The sequence below is a fragment of the Streptomyces sp. NPDC007346 genome (assembly GCF_040703535.1).
Classification (GTDB): domain Bacteria; phylum Actinomycetota; class Actinomycetes; order Streptomycetales; family Streptomycetaceae; genus Streptomyces.
Genome location: NZ_JBEYKR010000009.1, coordinates 12,793 through 33,204 on the forward strand (window position 1 = coordinate 12,793; position 20,412 = coordinate 33,204).

Here is a 20,412-nt window from a genome sequence, read left to right on the forward strand (position 1 = left end):
TACGGGTGTGGGGCGGCGGCTCGTACGGGGGTCGGGCCCGTTCCCGTACGCGTGAAGCACCTGTGAAGGCCCTGGGGAAGGAGTGTCAGAGGGCCCGCTTATGCTGCACCCCAAGATCACGCGGGACCAGGGGAGGGCGCGGCATGCTCGGCAAGTTGTTCGGCAGGGGCGGGGAGAGACCGGCGGAGGAGCCGTACGCTCTTCCGGCGACGCGCAGGCGGAAGAACGAGACCTACACGCTGAGGGCGCTGGGGGACCGGCGGGTGCTCGCGCTGGTGGAGGCGGCCGGCGCGGGGGACTGGGAGGGCGTCAAGGCGGCGGCCGGGCCCTTCGACCTCGGGCGGGACCACCAGGTGCTCGGTGAGCTGGCCGAGGTGGACGGGGTCGAGAAGTGGATCGGGCGGGCCGTCGAGGAGGACACGGAGCACCGGGTGCTGGCCCTGCTGATATCCGGGACCCGCCATGTCAGCTGGGGGTGGGAGGCACGCACCTCCGCGCGGGCCGTCGATGTCACGCAGGAGCAGTGGCGGGTCTTCGGTGAGCGGCTCGCCCTGGCCGAGGAACAGCTGCTGGCGGCGGCCGAGTTGCGGCCCGAGTGGGTCACGCCGTGGCGCCGGCTCCTGACCTCCGGGCGGGGGCTGTCGCTGGGCCAGGACGTCAACCAGGTCCGGTTCGACGCCGCGCTGCGCCGGGAACCGCTGGACCCGGAGGTCCACATCGACCAGTTGTCGCAGTTGCAGCCCCGGTGGGGTGGTGAGCCGGGGCAGGCCCTGGCCTTCGCCCGGGACGCGTTCGCCCGTGCTCCGCAGGGCCACCGGCTCGGCTGTGTCATCGCCATGGCCCACATCGAGGAGTGGGTCGAGTCCGAGGACGAGGACTGCCTGAAGTCGGCTGGTACCCAGGCGGAGTTGCGGCAGGCTGCCGACCACAGCATCCTGCACCCCGCCTACGTACGGCGTCCGGGGTGGCAGCACGACTTCAACATGTTCGCCATGGCCCTGTCGCTGGCCGACGAGCAGCACACGGTACGGCGCGTCTTCCGGGCACTCGACGGTGCCTACACCAGCTGGCCCTGGACCTATCTCGCGGACCCGGAAGAGCAGTTCGCACGTCGCCACCGCCGCGCTTGAGCCGGTTCCCGGGTGGCGTGCCTGAGACCGTCGACCCCCTCGCCACCGTCGCCGCCGTTGCCGCCGTCGCGCCTGAGCCCAGTTCACCGGTGCCGCGCCGGAGCCTGTTCCTGTGCGTCGCGCCTGAGCCCAGCTCACCGGCGTCGTGCCGGAGCCTGTTCCTGTGCGTCGCGCCTGAGCCTCAGCTCATCGGCGTTGTACCTGGGCCCAGATTCCGTACGTCGCGCCCGAGTGCGGTTCCCGTACGTCGCACCCGAGCCCGGCTCATCGGCGCCGCACCCGTCCGCGGTTCCCGTACCTCGCGTCTGAGCGTGCGCGTTCCGGTTCCCGCCGTCTCGCCCGAGCCCTGATCCCTTTCGTCACGCCGCCTGCCGGCCCTCCCCCTCGGACTGCCCGATGACCCTGCCCCCTGCCGTGTCCCCGGACGGCGCCGACCGCGCCTTCCAGGTGGATCTGCGCGGCCTCGTCGACCTCCTCTCCCATCACCTCTACTCCAGCCCCCGCGTCTATCTGCGCGAACTCCTGCAGAACGCGGTGGACGCCCTGACCGCCCGGCGCGGCCTCGAACCGGACGCGCCTGCCGACGCCTTCGGTATCCGCCTGTTCGCCGACGGGTCCGTGGTCCGCGTCGAGGACGACGGCGTCGGTCTCAGCGAGGCCGACGTCCACACCTTCCTCGCCACGATCGGGCGCAGCAGCAAGCGCGCCGAGGGCATCGCCGAGCAACGCGGCGACTTCATCGGGCAGTTCGGCATCGGGCTGCTCTCCTGTTTCCTGGTCGCGGACGAGATCCATGTGCTCAGCCGCTCCGCCCGGACCCCCGACGCACCCGCCGTGGAGTGGCGCGGCCACGGGGACGGCAGCTACAGCGTCCGCACCCTGCCCGCCTCCGCCCGGCCCCGGCCCGGGACCACCGTGACGCTGACGCCGCGCACCGATACGGGCGAGTGGACCCGGCCCGCCCAAGTGCACGCGCTGGCACGGCACTTCGGGTCGCTCCTGCGTCATCCGGTGACCTTCGCCGACGGCACGGCGGGCCCGGCGGCCTCCGTCAACCCCGAACCCGCGCCCTGGGACCGTACGCACCCCACCCCGGGCGCCCGGTCCCGCGCGCTGGCCGCGTACGGGGAGACGGTCTTCGGGTTCGCACCGCTGGACACCATCGAGCTGGACCTGCCGGCCGTCGGCCTGAAGGGCATCGCGTGCGTGCTGCCCGAGGCGGTGCCCGCCGGGCGGCGCCACGGCCACCGGGTGCACGTCAAGGGCATGCTGCTCTCCGAGCAGGCCGACGAGATCCTGCCCGAGTGGGCCTTCTTCGTCCGCTGCGTCATCGACGCCGAGAGCCTGCGCCCGACCGCCTCCCGCGAGTCCCTGTACGAGGACGACACCCTCGCCGCCGTCCGCGACGCCCTCGCCGAGCGGCTGCGGGAGTGGATCGCGCGGGCCGCCGCCAGCGACCCGGAGCTGCTCGGCCGGTTCCTGCGCGCCCACCACCTGGCCGTGAAGTCGCTCGCGGTGCACGACGACGAGATCCTGCGGCTGCTGCTGCCCTGGCTGCCGTTCGAGACCACCGACGGCCACACCACCCTCGACGAGTTCGCGCGCACCCACCGCACGGTGCTCGTCACATCGAGCGTGGAGGAGTTCCGGCAGGTCGCCGCGATAGCCTCGGCCGCCGGGCTCGGCGTCGTCAACGGCGGCTACACCTACGACCGTGAGCTGGTGCACCGGCTGCCCGAGATCAGGCCCGGGGCGAGCGTCGCCGACCTCGATCCGGCCACCCTCACCGCCCACCTCGACCCCGTGGACCGGGAGACCGAACTGGCCGCCGCGGCCTACCTCGCCCTGGCCCGTGACGCGCTGGCCGTCTTCGACTGCGATGTGGCGCTGCGTACGTTCCATCCCGCCTCCGCGCCCGCCCTGCTCGTCGACAGCCGCGAGGCCCGGCACGAGCGCACCCGCTCCCAGCTCGCCCGGGAGCAGGAGGGCGGCCTGTGGGGCGACATCCTCGGCGCGCTGCGCCAGGAGGCCCCGCGGGCCCAGCTGATCCTCAACCAGCTCAACCCGCTGGTGCGCACCGCCGTGGCCATCGACGAGCCCGAACTGGCCCGTACCAGCGCCGAGGCCCTCTACGGGCAGGCCGCACTCCTCTCCCGGCGCCCGCTGAGGCCCGCCGAGTCGAGCCTCATCAACCGCTCCTTCCTCGACCTTCTCGCCCATGCCCTCCGCAAGGACAGCTAAGGACAGCCGACGATGCCGACCAACGCGACCCACACACCCCACCCCCAGAGCCCCGACGAGCTGATGCGGGCGCTCGGGGAGAACGGCCGGCTCCCCTACGGGCGCACCCGGACCGTCACCGCCGAGGAACTCGTCGACGCCGCCGAGCGGTTCGACGAGCCCGTCCCTCTCATCCACGCCCTCCTCGAACTCCAGGAGGCGTACACCTACGGCTCCGACCCCCGCAAGTCGCCCGTCGTCTTCGCCCGCCTGCTCACCCTCTTCGACGAGCGGCCCGAGGTCTTCGACGGGCGCCTGCGCCACCAGCTGTTCTGGCGGTTCAAGTGGGTGGCCAACGCCCTGCGCGCCCTGCCCGAGATACCGCTGCCCAGCCTGCGCCAGTGGCTGACGGAGATGCGGGACCGGTACGAGAAGGCCGGCCTGGGCCTCCAGCCGTACTACGGGCAGGCCTACCAGCTCGCCGCCCACGTGGGCGAGGACACCACCCTCGCCTACGAGCTCTGGGCGGGCCGCCGCCGGACCCCGTACAGCGACTGCGAGGCCTGCGAGATCTGCGAGCGCGCCCTGCACCACCTCGCCGCGGGCGACGACGAGCGCGCGCTGGAGATCTGGGCGCCCGTCCTGGCCGGGAAGGAGTCCTGCCAGGAGGAGCCGGCCCGTTCCGTCTCGTACGCGCTGCTGCCCCTGCTGCGCACCGGCCGCGCCGATCGGGCCCGGGAGCTGCACCTCGCCGGGTACCGCGCCTGCCGCCGCAACCCGTCGATGGCCGGTGAGGTCGGCCGGCACCTGGAGTTCTGTGCGCTGACCGGCAACGAGGGGCGCGGGCTCGAACTGCTGGCGGAGAACCGGAACCTGTTCGACGAGGTGGAGTCGCCGCTGGACCGGCTCGACCTCCTCACCGGTGCCGAGGTGCTGTTGAGCCGTGTCGAGAGCCTCGGCCACGGTGACCTGCCCGTGGCCGGGTACGCGGGCCGCGGCTGGACCGTGGCCGGGCTCTGCGCCGAGGTACGGGGGCAGGCCGACGACCTCGCCGCCCGCTTCGACATCCGTAACGGAACCACGGCCCAGTCCGGCCGCCGCCGCGAACGCCTCGACCGGGCCCCGCTCCTGGACGCGCTGGAACTGGCCCTGCGCACGCGCAGCCTGGACGACCTGGCCCCGGCCGCCCCCGTCGCCGCGCCCCCCGCCCGTACGGCCGACGCCGTCCCCGAGGCGCTGCCCGAACTCATCCTCCGGGCCCGGGAGCTGGAGGAGGAGGGGCACCCGGACGCGCGGGCCTGCTGGGCGCGGCTGCGTAAGCTCGTCGCCGCCGGTGACTACAGCCATCCCGAGGACCCGGCCGTCGGCCCGTACGTACGGCTCCGCGCGGACCTGCTGGCCGAGGAGGCGAACCGGGCGGCCGAACGGGACGCGTTCGCCGCCGCCGTCGCACTCCACGAGGAGGCCGCCGGACTGTACGAGGACGCCGGAGCGCCGGGTGACGTGGCGCTGTCCCGGGCCTGCGCGGTGCTCGCCGCCGCCGAGATCCCCGTGGAGGGGGCGGCCGACGCGGCCGAGGCGCAGGCCGCCGCCCTGACCGACGCCCACGCCTCGCTGGTCCGGTTGCAGGAGGGGACGCCCGGCCTCGCCCCGTACATCGAGGGGCGGCTGCTGAGGCTGCGGGCCTCCGCGCTGGGGCTGCGGTTGCAGGTGTCGGGGAGCGAGGAGCACGCCGCGCCGGTCTTCGCCGAGGCGGATCTGCTCCAGGCCTTCGCCACCCGGCACGACCTGGCCGGGCAGGTCTCCGGCGCGATGCTGCTGCGGTCCGGTGCGTACGCGCTCTCCGGCGATCTGCCGGCCGCGCTCGCCGAGACCGACGCCCTCCGCTCCCGGCTGACCTCGCACGGCCCCGCCTGGCACCTGCCGCGCCTGTTCGGCCTGCGCGGCCGGCTCCACCTCGGTCTCCGGGACGCGGCCGCCGCCCACGCCGACCTGGCCGAGGGGCTGCGGCTGGCCGCCGCCTGGCCGGCCGACGCGGTCGACACCGGCCGTCTCCACGGGGACCTGGCCGAGGCCTGCATGCACCTCGGCCGCCCCGACGAGGCGCTGACCCACCTGACCCGGTCGGCGGAGGTGGGGCTGCGCGGCGGCAGCCGGGTGGACGCGTTCTGCACCTACAGCAACGCGGCCCAGCTCTGCCTGGAACTGGGCCGGGTCGAGGACTGCATCGCGCTGCTCGACTCACTGCTGGCCGAACCGGACGTGGTGGCGGGGGAGTTGGACGACCGGCTGGTCGCCCAGCTGCGGCTGGTCCGCGCCCGTGCGCTGCACGCGGGCGAGGACCTCAAGGCGGCCACGGCGGAGTTCACCGCCCTCGCGGCCGAGTCGGCCGGCTGGGACGACGACCCGGGGAGCCACGCCATGATCGCCGCGGACACGGCCGTGATCCTCGGCGAGAGTGGCGAGTTCGACCGGGCCCGTGAGGTCGCGGAGCGGGCGCTCGCCGCCCATGCCCTGGCCCCGCGCTACGAGTTGATCAGCAACTGCCTGCGGGAACTCGCCCGCCTCCAGGCCCAGCAGCAGGGCCCCGACGGCCTGGCCGGTGCCCTCGCCCACCTCGCGGAGGCCGACCGCATCGCCGACGAGGCCCGCGCGGCCGGGTTCGAGCCCGTGGGGCGCTCCCTGGACAGCGCCCTGGCCTACGAGCACGGGCGGGTCAACGCCTATGCCGGCCAGTACGAGGACGCCCTCGCCGCCCTGGACAAGGCCCTCGCCCTGGTCGGTGAGCCGGGGCCGGAGCATGGCGGGCTCGGCGAGTGGGCGGAGTGCGTCCGGCTCGCGGGCGCGGTGGAGGGGATCTACCTGGAGCGCCCCGCCCCTGCCCTCACCCGCCTCGACGCGGCGATCTCCCGCCTGACGGCGCTCGGCCACGGGGAGGATGCCGAGCCGCTGACGTCCCTGGCGGCTGAGCTGCGCGACGAGCGGTGAGGGGGTGAGGGGGTGAGGGGGTGATGAGGGGGCGGGGGTGGTGAGGGGTTTGGGGTGGTGAGGGGGGCGGTGCGGTGATGGGGTGCGGGGGCTGGGTGCGGTGTCGGGGCGGGGCCGTGCTTGGCTGCTGCGTCCGTCGCTGCCTGCCGCGCCCGCCGCGTCCGCCGCGCTTGGCCGCTGAGCCCGGTGGCTTCGCTGAGCCCGGTGAGTCCGGTGAGCCCGGTGACTTCGCTGAGTCCGCCGAGCTGCCGAGCCGCCGAGCGCCCCGGAGCGTCCGGAGTGCCTGGCCCTGACCCCGTAACCCCCGGCGGACCCCCGCCCCGCCCGCCGGAGGTTCCCTTGCCTGAGCCGACAGGCAGATACTGACCGTGCTCGACAACGCGCGCGACGCCGAGCAGGCGGCCAGGCCGCTCATCCCGGCCGCCCTTGGAACGTGCCGGTGGCCCTCGGTCAACAGGCGGGTGAATGGGGGACGATCCGCCGGCGCGCCCCGCGAGGGGGAGAGCCGGTGCCGGTCGGCTGCGCCTGGAACAAGGCGACGGCGCCGCGCAGTTGAGCCGCCCGAACCACCGGCCCGCCCGCACGGTGCGGCGGGTGCGGCTTCTATCCTGGGCCGAGCGCGGGTGACCGCAGGGGACAGGCCATCGGGGGATCGGGTCAGCATGAGCGGCGGCAGGGAACAGCGCGACGGCGAGGGGTACACGGCCATGGAGGGCATACGCCCCCTCGTGGCCGGCGATCCGGAACGGATCGGGCCCTATCCGCTGCTCGGCCGGCTGGGTGCGGGAGGCATGGGCCGTGTCTATCTGGCCCGTTCCGCCGGGGGCCGTACGGTCGCCGTGAAGGTGGTCCATGAGGAGCACATCGCCAACGGGGAGTTCAGGGCCCGCTTCCGCCGCGAGATCGAGGCGGCCCGCCGCGTCGGCGGGCGCTAGACCGCACCTGTGCTGGACGCGGACCCGGACGCGGACCAGCCCTGGGTGGCCACCGGCTATGTGCCCGGCCCCTCCCTGGAGCAGGCCGTCCGGGAGCACGGCCCGCTGCCCGCCGAATCGGCACGCCCTGGCCGAAGGGCTGTTACGGGCGCTGCGCGGCATCCACGCGGCCGGCATCGTGCACCGTGACCTGAAGCCGTCCAACGTCCTGCTCACCGTCGACGGCCCCCGCGTCATCGACTTCGGTATCGCCCGCGCGCTCCAGGTCTCCGTCGAGTCCCTGCTGACCAGCACCGGCATGGTCATCGGCTCACCCGGGTTCATGGCGCCCGAGCAGATCCTCGGCGAGGAGACCGGCACGGGGGCGGACGTCTTCGCGCTCGGCTGCGTACTGGCGTACGCGGCCACGGGGCAGCTGCCGTTCGGGAACGGGGCGAGCAACCAGCATGCCGTGATGTACCGGATCGTCGAGTCGGCGCCGGACCTCACGCAGGTGGGGGACGCCGCGCTGCGCGAGCTGATCGGCCGCTGCCTGACGAAGGAGCCCGCCGAACGCTCGGGTGTGGAGGCCCTGTTGGCGGACCTGGGTACGTCGTCGGGGGATCCGGGCGCCCTGCGCGGCGGGGCGTGGCTGCCGCCGCAGCTCCTGGCCCGCCTCGCCCGGCAGGCGGCGTCGCTGCTGGACGCGGATGTGCCGGAGGCGGGGGCGGGGGCGGCGCCCGGACTCGGTGCCGTACGGGAGGGGGCACGGGAGAGCGGGCCGGAGGCGGCGCCCGAACCGCGGGTCGGGCCGGAGACGGTGCCTGATCCACGGGTCGGGCTGGAGGCGGTGCCTGATCCACGGGCGCCGGAAGCCGAGCCGGAGCCTGATCCACGAGTCGCGCCGGAAGCCGAGCCGGGACTTGAGCCCGAGCCGACGCCCGTGCCCGAGCCGAAACCCGCGCCCAAGCCGAAACCGGCCCCCGCCGCTCCCGCTGCCCCCACCCCCGCCCTCGTGGTCTCCGCGGACAAGCGCGCGTCGGGCGGCAAGCCCCCGCGCCGTCGTCGCCGTACCTGGGTCGTGGCGGCTGCCGTACTCGCCGTTCTGGCCACCGGCTCCACCGTCGCGTTCCTCCAACACGGGTCCGGCGGCGGCAAGGACGCCGGTGACAGCGGTGCCGCAGCGCCCTCCGGAACCGGCGACGGCCCCTCCGCAGGCCCCACCGGCAGGGACGAGGACGGGAACAAGGAGAAGGCGGAGGAAAAGGAGGAGAAGAAGAAGGAGGAGGACGGGGAGGGCGAGGAGAAGGAGAAGGACACCGAAGGGGCCTCCGGCTCCGGGGGCGCCGGCGTTCCAGGGAGCGGCGGTTCCGGACCAGCGGGCTCGGGCGGTTCGGAGGCCGCCCAGCCCACCGGTGGCGGCGGTACCCAGCCCGGTTCCGGCTCATCCGACGGCGGCAGCGACAGCGGCAGCGGCAGCGGCTCCGGGCCCGACAACGGCTCCGGCTCCGGCGGTGGCTCCGGCTCCGGCACCGCCCCGACCCCGCCCGCCGAGGCCCCCGCCCCTCCGGCCGCCCCGGACAACCGGGTGCCGCAGCACTTCGTGGGGACCTGGTCCATCGCGTCGCAGTACGCCGTCCTCCAGCCCCACACCGTGGCCATCCGCCGGGTCTCCCCGGGGCAGGTCGCGGTGACGCTCATCGCCGACGTACAGGGTTCGGGGCACTGCGAGTACGCGGCGACGCTCTCCTCCGTGACGAACGGCGGGAAGCGGATCGACGTGGGTACCGCCGCCGTGGACAAGGCCCGTTCCACCGGGATGTGCCGCGACATCGGCCCCTCGTCCTTCGCCGTCGACGGGTCCGGCATCCTGCACGACGTCGGCCCCGCCCACGGCAGCGGCTACCGCTACGACCGGGCCTGACCGGCGAGGGCGCCGGTCTCCGCCAGCCCGCCGCCTCGCCCGGGTACGCGGTCTCGAACGCCGCGCCGGTCTCCGCCAGCCCGCCGCCTCGCCCGGGTGCACCGGGAGGGCGCCGGGCCCGTCAGCCCGCCGCCTCGCCCGGGTACGCGGTCTCGAACGCCGCGCGGAACAGGGCCGTGACGTCCTGGCCCGTGAGCCCCTCGGCACGGGCCTGGTCCATCCACGTGGACAGGGACGCGCGCAGCGGCGAGCCGGGGCCGGACTGGGGCTGGGCGAGGGTGCGGGTGATGAACGTGCCCGCCCCCTGGCGCACCTCCGCCAGGCCCGCCCGCTCCAGTTCGCGGTAGGCCTTCAGCGTGGTGTTCGGGTTGACCTTGGTCTCCGCGGCGACCTGGGCGGCGGTGGGCAGCCGGTCGCCCTCCTCCAGCGCACCCATGCGCAGGGCCTGTTCGACCTGGCGGACGATCTGGAGGTACGTAGCGACCCCGCTGCGCCGGTCGATGCGGAACACGACCACGGACTTCACCTCCCGTTCGATTGCCGACACTTTACGTAAGGAGTGCGCACCGCCCCTACAGCGGGCGGCGCGAGACCCGCCACAGGACGAACGCCGTGAGCAGGGCCGTACCGGCGAGCAGGAGGCCTGCCGCGGTCCACTGCATCGCCGCCATCTGGTCGTAGCCGAGGTATTCGACGACGTTGTTGATGATCCCGTGCTTCGCGATGCACGCGTCCTGCGCCTGATCGGTGGCCTCGGCGCAGGTGCCCCAGCCGAAGAGCTCCCCCTTGGCGTTGCCGACCCAGCGGTCGAGCTCGTACGCGTCGCTGAAACGGTCCGGGAGTTCGGCGTCCAGGGGGTAGGTGAACATCCGGGGGGAGGCGAGCCTGATCCGGATCTCGTCCCAGACGAACTGGGCGGCGACCGTGAAGAGGAACGTGACCACCATGGCGGGCAGCACACGCCGTACCAGCACGCCGATGGTGACACCGGTGGCGGCCATGAAGAGCAGGATCGCCGGCAGGACCGGGCCCGTGTTGTCGAAGACCGGGCCCTCGGCCCACGGGGTGGAGAAGAGGGAGCGGTGCGGCTCCCACCACCAGGTGAACGCGGCCGAGAGCATCAAGCCGCAGACCAGGGCGAGGGGGTAGAGCAGGCCCAGCTTGGCGATGAGCCAGCGGAGACGGGTCACCGACTGGGTGGTGACCAGCTGCGCGGTGCCGCTCTCCCGGTCGCCCGCGATCAGCGGAGCGCCGATGAAGACGGCGAGGACCAGCGGGACGCCGCTGAGGAGGGCGGCGATGTGGCTGTAACCCCGGCTGTCGTCGACCCAGTGGTCGACCTCCTTCTCCGGCCAGCCGGCCGCGTCGAGCATCTGTACCAGCTCGTGGCGCTGGTACAGGATCCAGAGAGCGCCGAGCACGGTGAGGGCGAGGACGCAGGACAGCGCGGTCCGGTGCTGGCGTACGACGAGCCAGGGCAGCCCGCGCAACAGGCGGCGCCGGGGTTGGAGTTCGGCCGGACGATCGGTCGTGGTCGGGGTGCTCATGCGGCCTGGGTCCCTTCGGCGTCGACGCGGGCGCCCTGGGTGTAGAGCGAGGGTGCGTCCGGGGAGCGGAGATGGGCGAGGAGGACTTCCTCCAAGGAGGGCTCGACGCACTCCCAGTCGGCGGGCAGCGGGCCCTTCGGCCGGATCAGCGCCTGGAACTGCCGCCCCTGGACGCGTGATTCGACCACCGTGTGCCGGTCGAGCCCGGACGGCAGCGAGCCGTCCCGCGCCACGCCCGTCACCAGGGTGTGAGCCGGTACGAGCGCGTCGGCGTCCCCGGCCATCCGGATCCGGCCCTCCGCGACGACCAGCAGGTAGTCGCACATGTCCTCCAGCTCGGTCAGCATGTGGGAGGACATCACCACCGTGGTGCCGCGCTCGACGGCCTCGGCCATCAGCAGCGTGCTCATCTCGTCGCGGGCCAGTGGGTCGAGGTCCGACATGGGCTCGTCGAGGAGCAGCAGGTCGGGGCGCTTGCCGAAGGCGAGCGCGAAGGCGACCCGGGTGCGCTGGCCGCCGGAGAGCGTGCCGATCCTCGCGTGCGCCGGAACGTTCCCGGAGCGGACGATCCGCTCGGCCGCCGCCGCGTCCCAGCCGGGGTTGAGCTCGGCGCCCATCCGGAGGGTCTCGGCAACGGTGAACCACTTGAACAGCGGCTTCTCCTGGCCGAGGAAGGCGAACCTCGGCATCACGGCGGGGTCGTCCACGGGGACGCCGAAGATGCTCAACGTGCCGGTGGTGGGCTGGATCTGCCGGGTCGCCAGCCCAAGCAGGGTGCTCTTCCCGGCGCCGTTGGGTCCGACCAGTCCGCAGATGCGTCCGGCCGGGATACGGAAGGAGCAGTCGCGCAGCGCCCACCCGCGGAAGTAGCGCTTGCCCAGACCGCGGGCTTCCAGCGCCCAGCTGCCGGGAGTCCCGTTCGGAGTGCTCGTGTCTCCCATGCGCCTCTCCTCAATTCCATTAGTCAATTAAGGGAATCATGGTGTTCCGAGGGAATGCCTGTCAAGCGCGCGCCGACGTGCTTGTACGGGGGCGGCTCTGGCCAGCACCCTGGTGACGGCCACCTCCGACCGCGCCCGCGACCTCGCCGTGCTCCGTCTCACCGGGGCCACCGCCCCGCAGGTGCTGCGGCTGGTCGCGGTGGAGGCCGTGGTCGTGGTGGCCGTCGGGGCGGTGATCGGTGCGGGGGTCGCCGCCGTGAACCTGGCGGGGGTGTGGGGTGAGCCGGCGCTGCTGGGCGTCCGGGCGGGGGTCGTGGTGCCGTGGGGGCGACCGGGGCCGTCGTCGCGGTCGCGGCCGTCGTGGCAGCCGTGTCCGCCGTCGTCCCCGCCGCGTTCGCCCTGCGCGCCCGGCCGGTCGAACTGGCCGGGGCGCGCGAGTAGGCCACCTCTACGGCGAGGGCGCGCAGCCCAGCACCATCGCCATCGCCTCGTCCAGGCAGCCGCGTTCGGGCGCCGTCAGGAACGGGTTCTCCCGCTGGCGGGCCTGGGCGCGGGCCAGGTCGGTGGCGTCGGCGCCCCCGTCCTCGGCCAGCTCCGCGAGGAGCGCCGACAGCAGCGTACGGGCCTGGGCCCTGGGCGCCGGGAACTCCGGGTCGAGCGCCACCCGGGCCAGGGTCAGCGCCGACATCGCCCGGTCGAAGCCGGGCGGGCCCTCCTCGGCGGTGGACCAGTCGATCACCACCGGCCCCCGGTCCGTCAGCATCACGTTCGCCGGGTGCAGGTCGAGGTGGAGCACGCAGTCCTGCGGATCGGCCGAGACACGGGGCGGGATCGCGTGCAGTTCGCGCAGCAGCCGGGCGAGCAGCGCGCCCCCCTCGGCGGCGCCCAGGGCCCCCGCCAGAAGGGCCTCGGACATGGTCGGGCCGGTCAGCCGCTCCAGTACCAGATCCGTGGGGCGGGCCCCGTCGGCCGGCGGGCCGATGCGCGGCACCGGGTACCCGAAGGCGCGGACGTACGACATCACGGCCAGCTCCTCCGTGGTGTCGGAGCGGTCGCGGTAGCGGCGAAGGACCCAGGAGCCGTCGAGTTCGTACACGTCGGCGGTGCGTCCCGAGCCCAGAAGTTGCCCTGTGTGCATGGGGCCGAACCTACCCGGGCGTACCAGGGAAGGGGAGACGCCGGGTGGCTTCGCGGGAGGAGGGGCGACGCCCGTTCCCGGAGGCCATCACGGTGGGGGGCCTTCCGCTCCGCGATGGCCCCATAACGCGGGAGGAGGGGGTGAACGGGATCTCCTGGGCCGGCTCCGCGCGCGGCTACGGTGTCGGCAATTCCCTGGTCCGGACCAACCCCCACCGGGCCGGACACCCCCTTGAAGCAAGGAGAGTTACGTGGAGAACACCAAGCTCCGCAGACGCGTGCTCACCACCGCAACCGCCACGGTGGCTGTGGGCGCGCTCGCACTCGCGGGACTGACCGGAGTGGCGTCCGCCGGTTCGCCGGAGGCCACCCCCGCAGCCGTCTCCGCCGACAGTCTCTCGCCCGGCCTGCTGGCCGCCATGGAGCGCGACCTCGGCCTCGACGCGGAGGCCGCCAAGACCCGGATAGCGGGCGAGTACCGAGCCGCCGCCATCGCCGCCGGCCTGGAGAAGTCCCTCGGCGACAGCTACGCCGGGGCCCGGGTCAGCGGGGACAAGGCCGACCTCACCGTCTCCACGACCGACGCCTCCGAGGCCGCCCTCATCACGAAGGCGGGCGCCAAGGCCGAGGTCGTCGGCCACAGCCTGGACCGGCTCGAAGCGGTCAAGGACGCCCTCGACAAGGCGGCGCTGAGCAAGGCCCCGAAGAACGTGCCCGTCTGGTACGTCGACGTCGAGGCCAACCGGGTCGTCGTGAACGCCGCGAGCCCCTCGGCCGCCGAGGCGTTCGTGAAGGCCGCCGGGGTCAGCGACCAGCTGATCACCGTCGCCCGCTCCACCGAGCAGCCCCGCGCCCTCGCGGACATCCGCGGCGGCGACGCGTACTACATGGGTGGCGGCGGCCGGTGTTCCGTCGGCTTCTCGGTGACGCGCGGCACGCAGAACGGCTTCGTCACCGCCGGCCACTGCGGCCGGGTCGGCACCACCACCAACGGCGTCAACCAGCAGGCCCAGGGCACCTTCCAGGGCTCGACCTTCCCCGGCCGTGACTACGCCTGGGTCGCCACCAACGCCAACTGGGTGCCCAAGCCCCTGGTCAACGGCTACGGGCGCGGTGACGTGACCGTCGCCGGCTCCACCCCGTCGGTCGTCGGCGCCTCGGTCTGCCGCTCCGGCTCCACCACCGGCTGGCACTGCGGCACGATCCAGCAGCTCAACACCAGCGTCACCTACCCGGAGGGCACCATCTCCGGCGTGACCCGCACCTCCGTCTGCGCCGAACCGGGCGACTCCGGCGGCGCGTACATCTCCGGCAGCCAGGCGCAGGGCGTCACCTCCGGCGGCTCCGGCAACTGCTCCTCCGGCGGTACGACGTACTTCCAGCCGCTCCTCCCGGCCCTGCAGGCCTACGGTCTGACGCTCGTCACCAGCGGTGGCGGCACCCCGCCCACCACCCCGCCGCCCACCGACCAGCCGGGCGGCACCTGGGCAGCCGGCACGGCCTACGCCGCCGGCGCCACGGTGACGTACGGCGGAGCGACCTACCGCTGCCTCCAGGCGCACACGGCCCAGGCGGGCTGGACCCCGGCGGCCGTCCCGGCCCTCTGGCAGCGGATCTGACCACCGCTCCCACGTCCCTCGTCCCACCGGCTACGGCCACCCGGCGTCACCGAACCTCCTGAACCTCTCCGCCTCCCCGCACCGAGGACTCCGAGGAATCTGTCATGACCCCACAAATGGACAACACAACCCCCCATGAGCCGAACGCGTCCGACGAGGCGTCGGCGGACCGGCGGCGCATCAGCCGCAAGGGTCTTCTCAAGGCCGCGATCGTCGCGGGCGCGGCTCCTCTGCTCGCCGGAGGAGGCGTCGCGCTCGCCCGGGACGCCGCATCGTCGGGCGGGGGCGCTCTTCTGGAGCCCACCCCGCAGTGCGACGACGGCGACGACCCGACCCCGCCGCAGATGGAGGGCCCGTACTTCAAGCCCAACTCCCCGCGGCGGACCAGCCTGGTGACACCGGGCACCCCCGGCGTACCGCTCACCGTGAGCGGCTACGTCTTCGGGCGGGCCTGCCGGCCCATCTCCGGGGCGCTGCTCGACTTCTGGCAGGCCGACACCAACGGGTCGTACGACATGGTCCAGTACGCCTTCCGGGGGCACCAGTTCACCGGTGCCGACGGGGCGTTCAGCCTCACCACGATCGTGCCGGGCCTCTACCCGGGCCGCACGCGCCACATCCACGTGAAGGCCCAGGCGCCCGGGGGCCGCATCGTCACCACGCAGCTCTACTTCCCGGACGAGCCGCGCAACAACACCGACGCCCTGTTCGACCCGAGGCTGCTGATGAACGTCCGCAGCGTCGGCAACGGTCGCCAGGGCAGCTTCGACTTCGTGCTGGACGTCGCCCAGACGCCCGGCCCGAGCGATCCGCCCACCGACCCGCCGGGCTCCACCTGGGCGTCCGGTACCTCCTACCGCGCGGGAGACCGCGTCACCTACGGCGGGGTCGCCTACCGCTGCCGGCAGGCACACCAGTCCATCACGGGCTGGGAGCCGCCGAACGTCCCCGCGCTGTGGGAACGCGGGTAGACACAGCAGCAGCGGACGCGTACCACCGCCCCGCGCCCCGTTCACGCCGTCCGGCGCGTGAACGGGGCGCTTTCGCGTGCCGTTTCGCGTGCGGTTTGGGCGTGCGGTTCCGCGTGCTGTTTCGCGTGTGGTTCACGTGCTGTTTCGCATGCGGTCCTTCCGGGCCGGCGCTACCGGCGGAATTTCTCGCGGGGTCTGAAACATTTGCCGGGCCCCGGCGCGTCGATGAGGTGGAAGGGCGGAACGGGGGACGGATGAACGGGGGAGGGCATGAGGACATCGCGTGCCGAGGAGTTCAAGGAGTTCGCCGCGGGGCGGGCGAGCCATCTGTACCGCTCGGCCTGTCTGCTGACCAGTGGTGACGTGCACCTCGCGGAGGACCTGGTGCAGGAGACGCTGGGCCGGATGTACGTGCACTGGGGCCGGGCCCGCCGGATCGACAACCCGGCGGCGTACGCGCAGACCGTGCTCGTCCGGATATTCCTGACCCACCGGCGCCGCCGCTCCGCCACGGAACGCCCGCTGGCCGAGCTGCCCGAGGGCGCTCGGGCCGATCCCGACGATCCGGCGCTGCGCATGACGCTGCTCCGGGCGCTCGCCCAACTGGCCCCCAAGGACCGCGCGGTGGTGGTCCTGAGGTATTGGGAGGACCGCAGCATCGAGGAGACCGCCGCCGCCCTCGAGGTCAGCCCCGCCGCCGTACGGACCCGCTGTGTGCGGGCCCTCGGGAGGCTGCGTGCCCTGCTGGGCGGCAGCATCGCGGAGTTCGCCGCCCGCTGACCCGGCGCTCGTGCGCCCGCCCACTGACCCTGCGCTCGTGCGCCCGTCCGCTGATCAGGCGACCGTGCGTCGGCCCGCTGTCAACCGCTGTGCGTCCAGGCCGTGCACGTCGCCGTGCGTCCAGGCCCGTCCAGGCCGTGTATCCAGAACGAGAAGTGGTGGTTCCCATGCCCTTTGAAGACGAACTCAGCAAGGAGCTCCGCCGAACCGGGGAGACCTTCGACCTGGCCGCCCGCGCCATGGTGGTGGACGGTGCCCTGGAGCAGGGGCGCCGCTCGCTCCGCCGCCGCCGGAGCGCCGCCGTGGTGGGCAGTGTGCTGGCCCTGGCCCTCGTCGGGGGAGGGGGAGCGTTCGGGGCCGGGCTGCTGGGCAGCGGCCCCGGAGAAGGTACGGGGGTGGCGAGCGGCGGCCCCGCGGTGGACACCGACGGCGCCACGCGCGGACCCGGGGAGGCGACGTCCGCCGCCAAGGACCGGGAGCGCACGGGGCAGGACACCCAGCGGAGCGGTGAGCGCTCGCCGGACCCGTCGCGCCGAGGGGCGAACGGTTCCGAGGAGCCCCCGCTCGACTACACGTTGCTGATGCCGACCTTCCTGAAGCTGCTGCCCGAGGGCCTCACGGTGGGGCAGAAGGTCGACAGCGGGGGCGAGTTCGCCTCCGTCGTGGTCGACGACGGACAGGGCAGCACGCTCGTGCAGATCAATGTGCAGCCCGGCATGCAGAGCGTCGCGGACGATCTGTACGGCGACGCGACGACGCTGCCCGACGGCACGCTGCTCGCCACCTCTCAGCAGCCCGGGGAGAAGGGCGGCGCGGGGGTCGTCTGGTGGACGGCCGACACGATGCGGACCGACGGACTTCGGGTGGTCGTCTCGGCCTTCAACTCCGGCGAGCAGTCGACGCCGGCCACCCGGCCGGAGCCCGCGCTCACCATGGAGCAGCTCACCGCGGTGGCGACCAGCCCGGAGTGGCTGAAGCTCCAGCCGGAGTAGGGAGCCCGACGTGACCGCACCCCGGTGGCCGAGCCCCTCACTTCGCGTCGGAGTACCGCTCCACGACCGCCGTGGTGAACGGGAACCGCACCGGGGTCTCCCCGAAGGTGATCCGGCCGGCCAGCTCACCGGCCGCCCGGATCGCCTCGGCCACGGCGGTGGTCTCCTCGGCCGGGCAGTGCACGATGACCTCGTCGTGCTGGAAGAAGACCAGCTCGGCGCGGAGTCCCTGTTCGTGGAGGGTGCGGCGCAGCCCGGCCAGGAGCAGCAGGGCCCAGTCGGCGGCGCTGCCCTGGACGACGAAGTTCCGGGTGAAGCGGCCCCTGGACCGGGCCAGGCCGCCGTCGGAGAGGGCCTCGCCGCCCTCCTGGGGGATGCCCGCCTCCTCGTCCTGGCCCGCCAGCACGACCGGCGGGCTGGTGCGGCCCAGCCAGGTCCGCACCGTCCGCCCCTCCTCGCCCGCCCGTGCCGCGTCGTCGACATAGGCGACGGCGAGCGGGAAGCGGCGGCGCAGGGCGGCCAGGTTCTTCAGCCCGTCCCCGGACGTCTGGCCGTAGACCGCGCCGAGCAGCGCCAGCTTGGCGTGTTCGCGGTCGCCGTGGAACGCCCGGTCGGACAGGGCCTTGTAGAGGTCGCCGTGGTGACCGGCCACCTCCATCAGGCCCCGGTCGCGGGAGATCGCGGCCAGCACCCGCGGCTCCATCTGGTCGGCGTCCGCGACGACCAGGCGCCAGCCCTCGTCGGCGACGACGGCCTGCCGGATGACCTTGGGGATCTGGAGGGCCCCGCCGCCGTTGGTCGTCCAGCGTCCGCTGACCGTGCCGCCCGGCTGGTACTCCGGCCGGAAGCGGCCCTCGCGCACCCAGTCCTGGAGCCAGCTCCAGCCGTGGGCCGTCCAGATCCGGTACAGCTTCTTGTACTCGATCAGCGGCTCGACCGCCGGGTGGTCCAGCTCCGCCAGCTCCCACCGCCGGGTCGACTTCACGGCGATCCCGGCCTGCGCGAACGCCTTCACCACATCGGCGGGCAGGTCGGGGCGGATCCTTCTGCCGAAGGCCGCCGACACCTCGTCCGCCAGTTCGGCGAGCCTGCGGGGTTCGCCACCGCCCGCGTACCGCTCGCCCAGCAGACCGTGCAGCACCTCCCGGTGCACATCGGCCCGCCAGGGCAGCCCGGCCCGGTGCATCTCGGCCGCGACGAGCATCCCCGCCGACTCCGAGGCGGTCAGCAGCCGCATCCGGTCCGGGTGCTCGGCCGCGTCGTGGCGGCGCACCTGGTCCGCGTAGACCCGCAGCAGCCCCTCGAAGGGGACCCCGGTGCCGGAGGCCGGCTCGAAGAGGGAGGACTGCGCACCCGGTTCGGCGCTCCGGGCCGGCGGATCGGGCGGCACGGGCGCGTTCTCCAGCCGGGCGAGCGCGGCGGCCGCGGACCGGGGCTCACCGAGCCGCCCCGCGTGCCCGAGCAGCAGGAGCTCGGCGCACTCGATGTCGTAGCACCGCTCGACGCGGACCCCGGCGGCGAGCAGCCGGGGGTAGAGCTCGGCGGTGGACCGCCACACCCAGCGGACCACCTCGGGCCGGGAGCGGACCGCCTCGACGAGATCGGGCTCGGCCAGGACGGGGCCGGCGGGCGTGCCGTCCCCCGCCAGCGGCACGAGCAGCGCCCCGCCCCCACCCCCGTCCGCAGCTGCCACCGCCCACCGTTCGGTCATGAGTGCGAGTCTGGCACCCCCCACTGACACCACCCCGCAACCGGAGCCCGCGCCGCCCGCCCCGTACAGCCAGCGGTCGGGTCGGTCACCTACCCCGTACTGCCACAGCGGTGGCCCGCCTACACCCCCCCGTACAGCCACGGCGGGCGCACGCCCCGTACAGCCCACCGGTCGTCCGCCTACCTCGTACTGCCACAGCGGTGGCCCGCCTCCCCCCCTGTACAGTCACAGCGGGCGCACGCCCCGTGCAGCCCGGCGGTGGCCCACCTACCCCGTACAGCCACCGCGGGCGCCCGCCTACCCTGGACCGATGGAATCGGTGATCGACCAGGCATGCGCGGCGGCGCTGTACGCGGAGGGTGACGCGGCCCTGGACACCGGGGCCTCGCTGCTCGCCGCCGCCCCCGACGCGGACGACGCGCTGCACCGGCGCGGCGAGGAGTTCGTGACCCGGGCCTGGGAGAGGGGCTGGCACCCGGCCGACCTGGTCCGGTTCGTCCGGCTGGAGCTGGACGAGCGGCGGGCGGTGCTGGCGGGCACGCTGATCGCCGCCGAGACCGCCCGGTACGCCGAGCTGCCGCCCCGCTGGCGCGCCCAGCTCGCCGATCTGCCCGGACCCGTGCCCGCGCCGCGCAACAAGCCGGACCGCTTCGGTTACGCCTCCGACCTCCTGGAGCTCTACCGGCTGCTGCTGCGGCTCCCCGCGATCGAGCCCGTCGGCCCGGCGCCCGGCACCGCCGCCGACCACCTCCACCGGCCGCCCGCCCCGGACGAGCCCCGCATGCTCACCCGGATCCGGGCCCTCCTCGCGAAGGCGGAGGCGACCGGCTTCCCGGAGGAGGCCGAGGCGCTGACGGCCAAGGCGCAGGAGCTGATGGCCCGGCACAGCATCGACGAGGCCCTCATCGCCGCCCGCAGCCGGAGCACCGAGACGCCCGGGGCCTGCCGGATCGGGGTGGAGCCCCCGTACGAGAGCGCGAAGGCGATCCTGCTCGACGCGGTCGCCTCCGCCAACCGCTGCCAGGCCGTGTGGAACGGCGACCTCGGCTTCAGCACGGTCGTCGGCTTCGAGCCGGACCTGGACGCCGTGGAGCTGCTGTTCACCTCGCTGCTCGTGCAGGGGACGGCGGCGATGACCCGGGCGGAGGCCGGGCAGCGGGCCTCGGGCCGTAAGCGGACCAAGACCTTCCGGCAGTCGTTCCTCATGGCGTACGCGCAGCGGCTGGGCTCCCGGCTCGCCGACACCACCGAACGGGCCACGGCGACGGCAGCCGACACCGACACCGACACCGACACCGGGACCGACGCCGGCACCGGCCCCGCCCCGGGCGGCCTGCTCCCCGTCCTGGCCGCCCGGGACGTCGCCGTCACCGAGGCCACCGAGCGGATGTTCCCCCGGACCACCACCACCCGGGTCCGCGGCGCCACCGACCTGGACGGCTGGAACCACGGCACCGAGGCCGCCGACCGGGCCCGTATGGGTTCGACGCGCGGCCGCACCTCCCGCGAACGTGACGGCGAAATCATGGCGTAAGCCC

Annotated in this window: 13 protein-coding genes and 2 pseudogenes; 10 read left to right on the forward strand and 5 right to left on the reverse strand. The window is 74.1% G+C overall.

Annotated elements, in window-relative coordinates; translation table 11 throughout:
- Positions 1 to 143 precede the first annotated feature (143 nt).
- From AB0917_RS04870 to AB0917_RS04885, 4 genes and pseudogenes are all read left to right on the forward strand, one after another.
- Complete coding sequence (locus tag AB0917_RS04870; RefSeq protein WP_366818038.1) at positions 144 to 1,130, forward strand: hypothetical protein; 987 nt, start codon at positions 144 to 146, stop codon at positions 1,128 to 1,130.
- A gap of 396 nt (positions 1,131 to 1,526) precedes the next feature.
- A complete protein-coding gene (locus AB0917_RS04875) occupies positions 1,527 to 3,371 on the forward strand; it encodes an HSP90 family protein (protein ID WP_366818039.1) in 1,845 nt (614 codons plus the stop codon).
- Positions 3,372 to 3,383: 12 nt separating this feature from the next.
- The gene (locus AB0917_RS04880; RefSeq protein ID WP_366818040.1) at positions 3,384 to 6,338 is read left to right on the forward strand and encodes a tetratricopeptide repeat protein; all 2,955 of its coding nucleotides are present in this window, start codon (positions 3,384 to 3,386) and stop codon (positions 6,336 to 6,338) included.
- A gap of 662 nt (positions 6,339 to 7,000) precedes the next feature.
- A pseudogene (locus tag AB0917_RS04885) lies at positions 7,001 to 9,176 on the forward strand (protein kinase).
- Between the two features lie 121 nt (positions 9,177 to 9,297).
- Here AB0917_RS04885 and AB0917_RS04890 read toward each other — a convergent pair.
- The 3 genes from AB0917_RS04890 to AB0917_RS04900 are packed head-to-tail and all read right to left on the reverse strand — an operon-like array spanning position 9,298 to position 11,664.
- The gene (locus tag AB0917_RS04890; protein ID WP_366818106.1) at positions 9,298 to 9,702 is read right to left on the reverse strand and encodes a GntR family transcriptional regulator; all 405 of its coding nucleotides are present in this window, start codon (positions 9,700 to 9,702) and stop codon (positions 9,298 to 9,300) included.
- A 46-nt stretch (positions 9,703 to 9,748) separates the two neighbouring features.
- The gene (locus AB0917_RS04895; RefSeq protein WP_366818041.1) at positions 9,749 to 10,723 is read right to left on the reverse strand and encodes an ABC transporter permease; all 975 of its coding nucleotides are present in this window, start codon (positions 10,721 to 10,723) and stop codon (positions 9,749 to 9,751) included.
- Entirely contained in the window at positions 10,720 to 11,664 is a 945-nt protein-coding gene (locus AB0917_RS04900) for an ABC transporter ATP-binding protein (protein ID WP_366818042.1), read from the reverse strand. The genes AB0917_RS04895 and AB0917_RS04900 overlap by 4 nt, the downstream gene beginning before the upstream one ends.
- An 85-nt stretch (positions 11,665 to 11,749) precedes the next feature.
- Between AB0917_RS04900 and AB0917_RS04905 the strand changes: the two are divergent.
- Positions 11,750 to 12,105, forward strand: a pseudogene (locus tag AB0917_RS04905) (FtsX-like permease family protein); the annotation flags it as partial.
- A gap of 7 nt (positions 12,106 to 12,112) precedes the next feature.
- Here the strand turns inward: AB0917_RS04905 and AB0917_RS04910 are convergent.
- Positions 12,113 to 12,802, reverse strand: coding sequence for a phosphotransferase (locus AB0917_RS04910; protein WP_366818043.1), 690 nt, complete (start codon positions 12,800 to 12,802; stop codon positions 12,113 to 12,115).
- A gap of 250 nt (positions 12,803 to 13,052) precedes the next feature.
- Between AB0917_RS04910 and AB0917_RS04915 the strand changes: the two genes are divergently transcribed.
- The 4 genes from AB0917_RS04915 to AB0917_RS04930 all read left to right on the forward strand — a co-directional run bounded on the left by AB0917_RS04915 (position 13,053) and on the right by AB0917_RS04930 (position 17,163).
- On the forward strand, positions 13,053 to 14,420 hold the full coding sequence (locus tag AB0917_RS04915) for a carbohydrate-binding protein (protein WP_366818044.1): 1,368 nt from the start codon (positions 13,053 to 13,055) through the stop codon (positions 14,418 to 14,420).
- A 116-nt stretch (positions 14,421 to 14,536) separates the two neighbouring features.
- Positions 14,537 to 15,391 (forward strand): carbohydrate-binding protein, encoded by an 855-nt coding sequence (locus AB0917_RS04920; protein ID WP_366818045.1) that lies wholly within the window; start codon positions 14,537 to 14,539, stop codon positions 15,389 to 15,391.
- A 270-nt stretch (positions 15,392 to 15,661) separates the two neighbouring features.
- Complete coding sequence (locus AB0917_RS04925) at positions 15,662 to 16,171, forward strand: SigE family RNA polymerase sigma factor (RefSeq protein ID WP_366818046.1); 510 nt, start codon at positions 15,662 to 15,664, stop codon at positions 16,169 to 16,171.
- 167 nt (positions 16,172 to 16,338) lie between these two features.
- Positions 16,339 to 17,163, forward strand: coding sequence for a hypothetical protein (locus AB0917_RS04930; protein ID WP_366818047.1), 825 nt, complete (start codon positions 16,339 to 16,341; stop codon positions 17,161 to 17,163).
- Between the two features lie 37 nt (positions 17,164 to 17,200).
- On the opposite strand, the gene AB0917_RS04935 is transcribed toward AB0917_RS04930, so the two are convergent.
- On the reverse strand, positions 17,201 to 18,874 hold the full coding sequence (locus AB0917_RS04935) for a bifunctional 3'-5' exonuclease/DNA polymerase (protein ID WP_366818048.1): 1,674 nt from the start codon (positions 18,872 to 18,874) through the stop codon (positions 17,201 to 17,203).
- A 310-nt stretch (positions 18,875 to 19,184) separates the two neighbouring features.
- On the opposite strand from AB0917_RS04935, the gene AB0917_RS04940 reads away from it, so the two are divergent.
- Positions 19,185 to 20,408 (forward strand): DUF2786 domain-containing protein, encoded by a 1,224-nt coding sequence (locus AB0917_RS04940; protein WP_366818049.1) that lies wholly within the window; start codon positions 19,185 to 19,187, stop codon positions 20,406 to 20,408.
- The last annotated feature ends 4 nt before the right edge of the window (positions 20,409 to 20,412 follow it).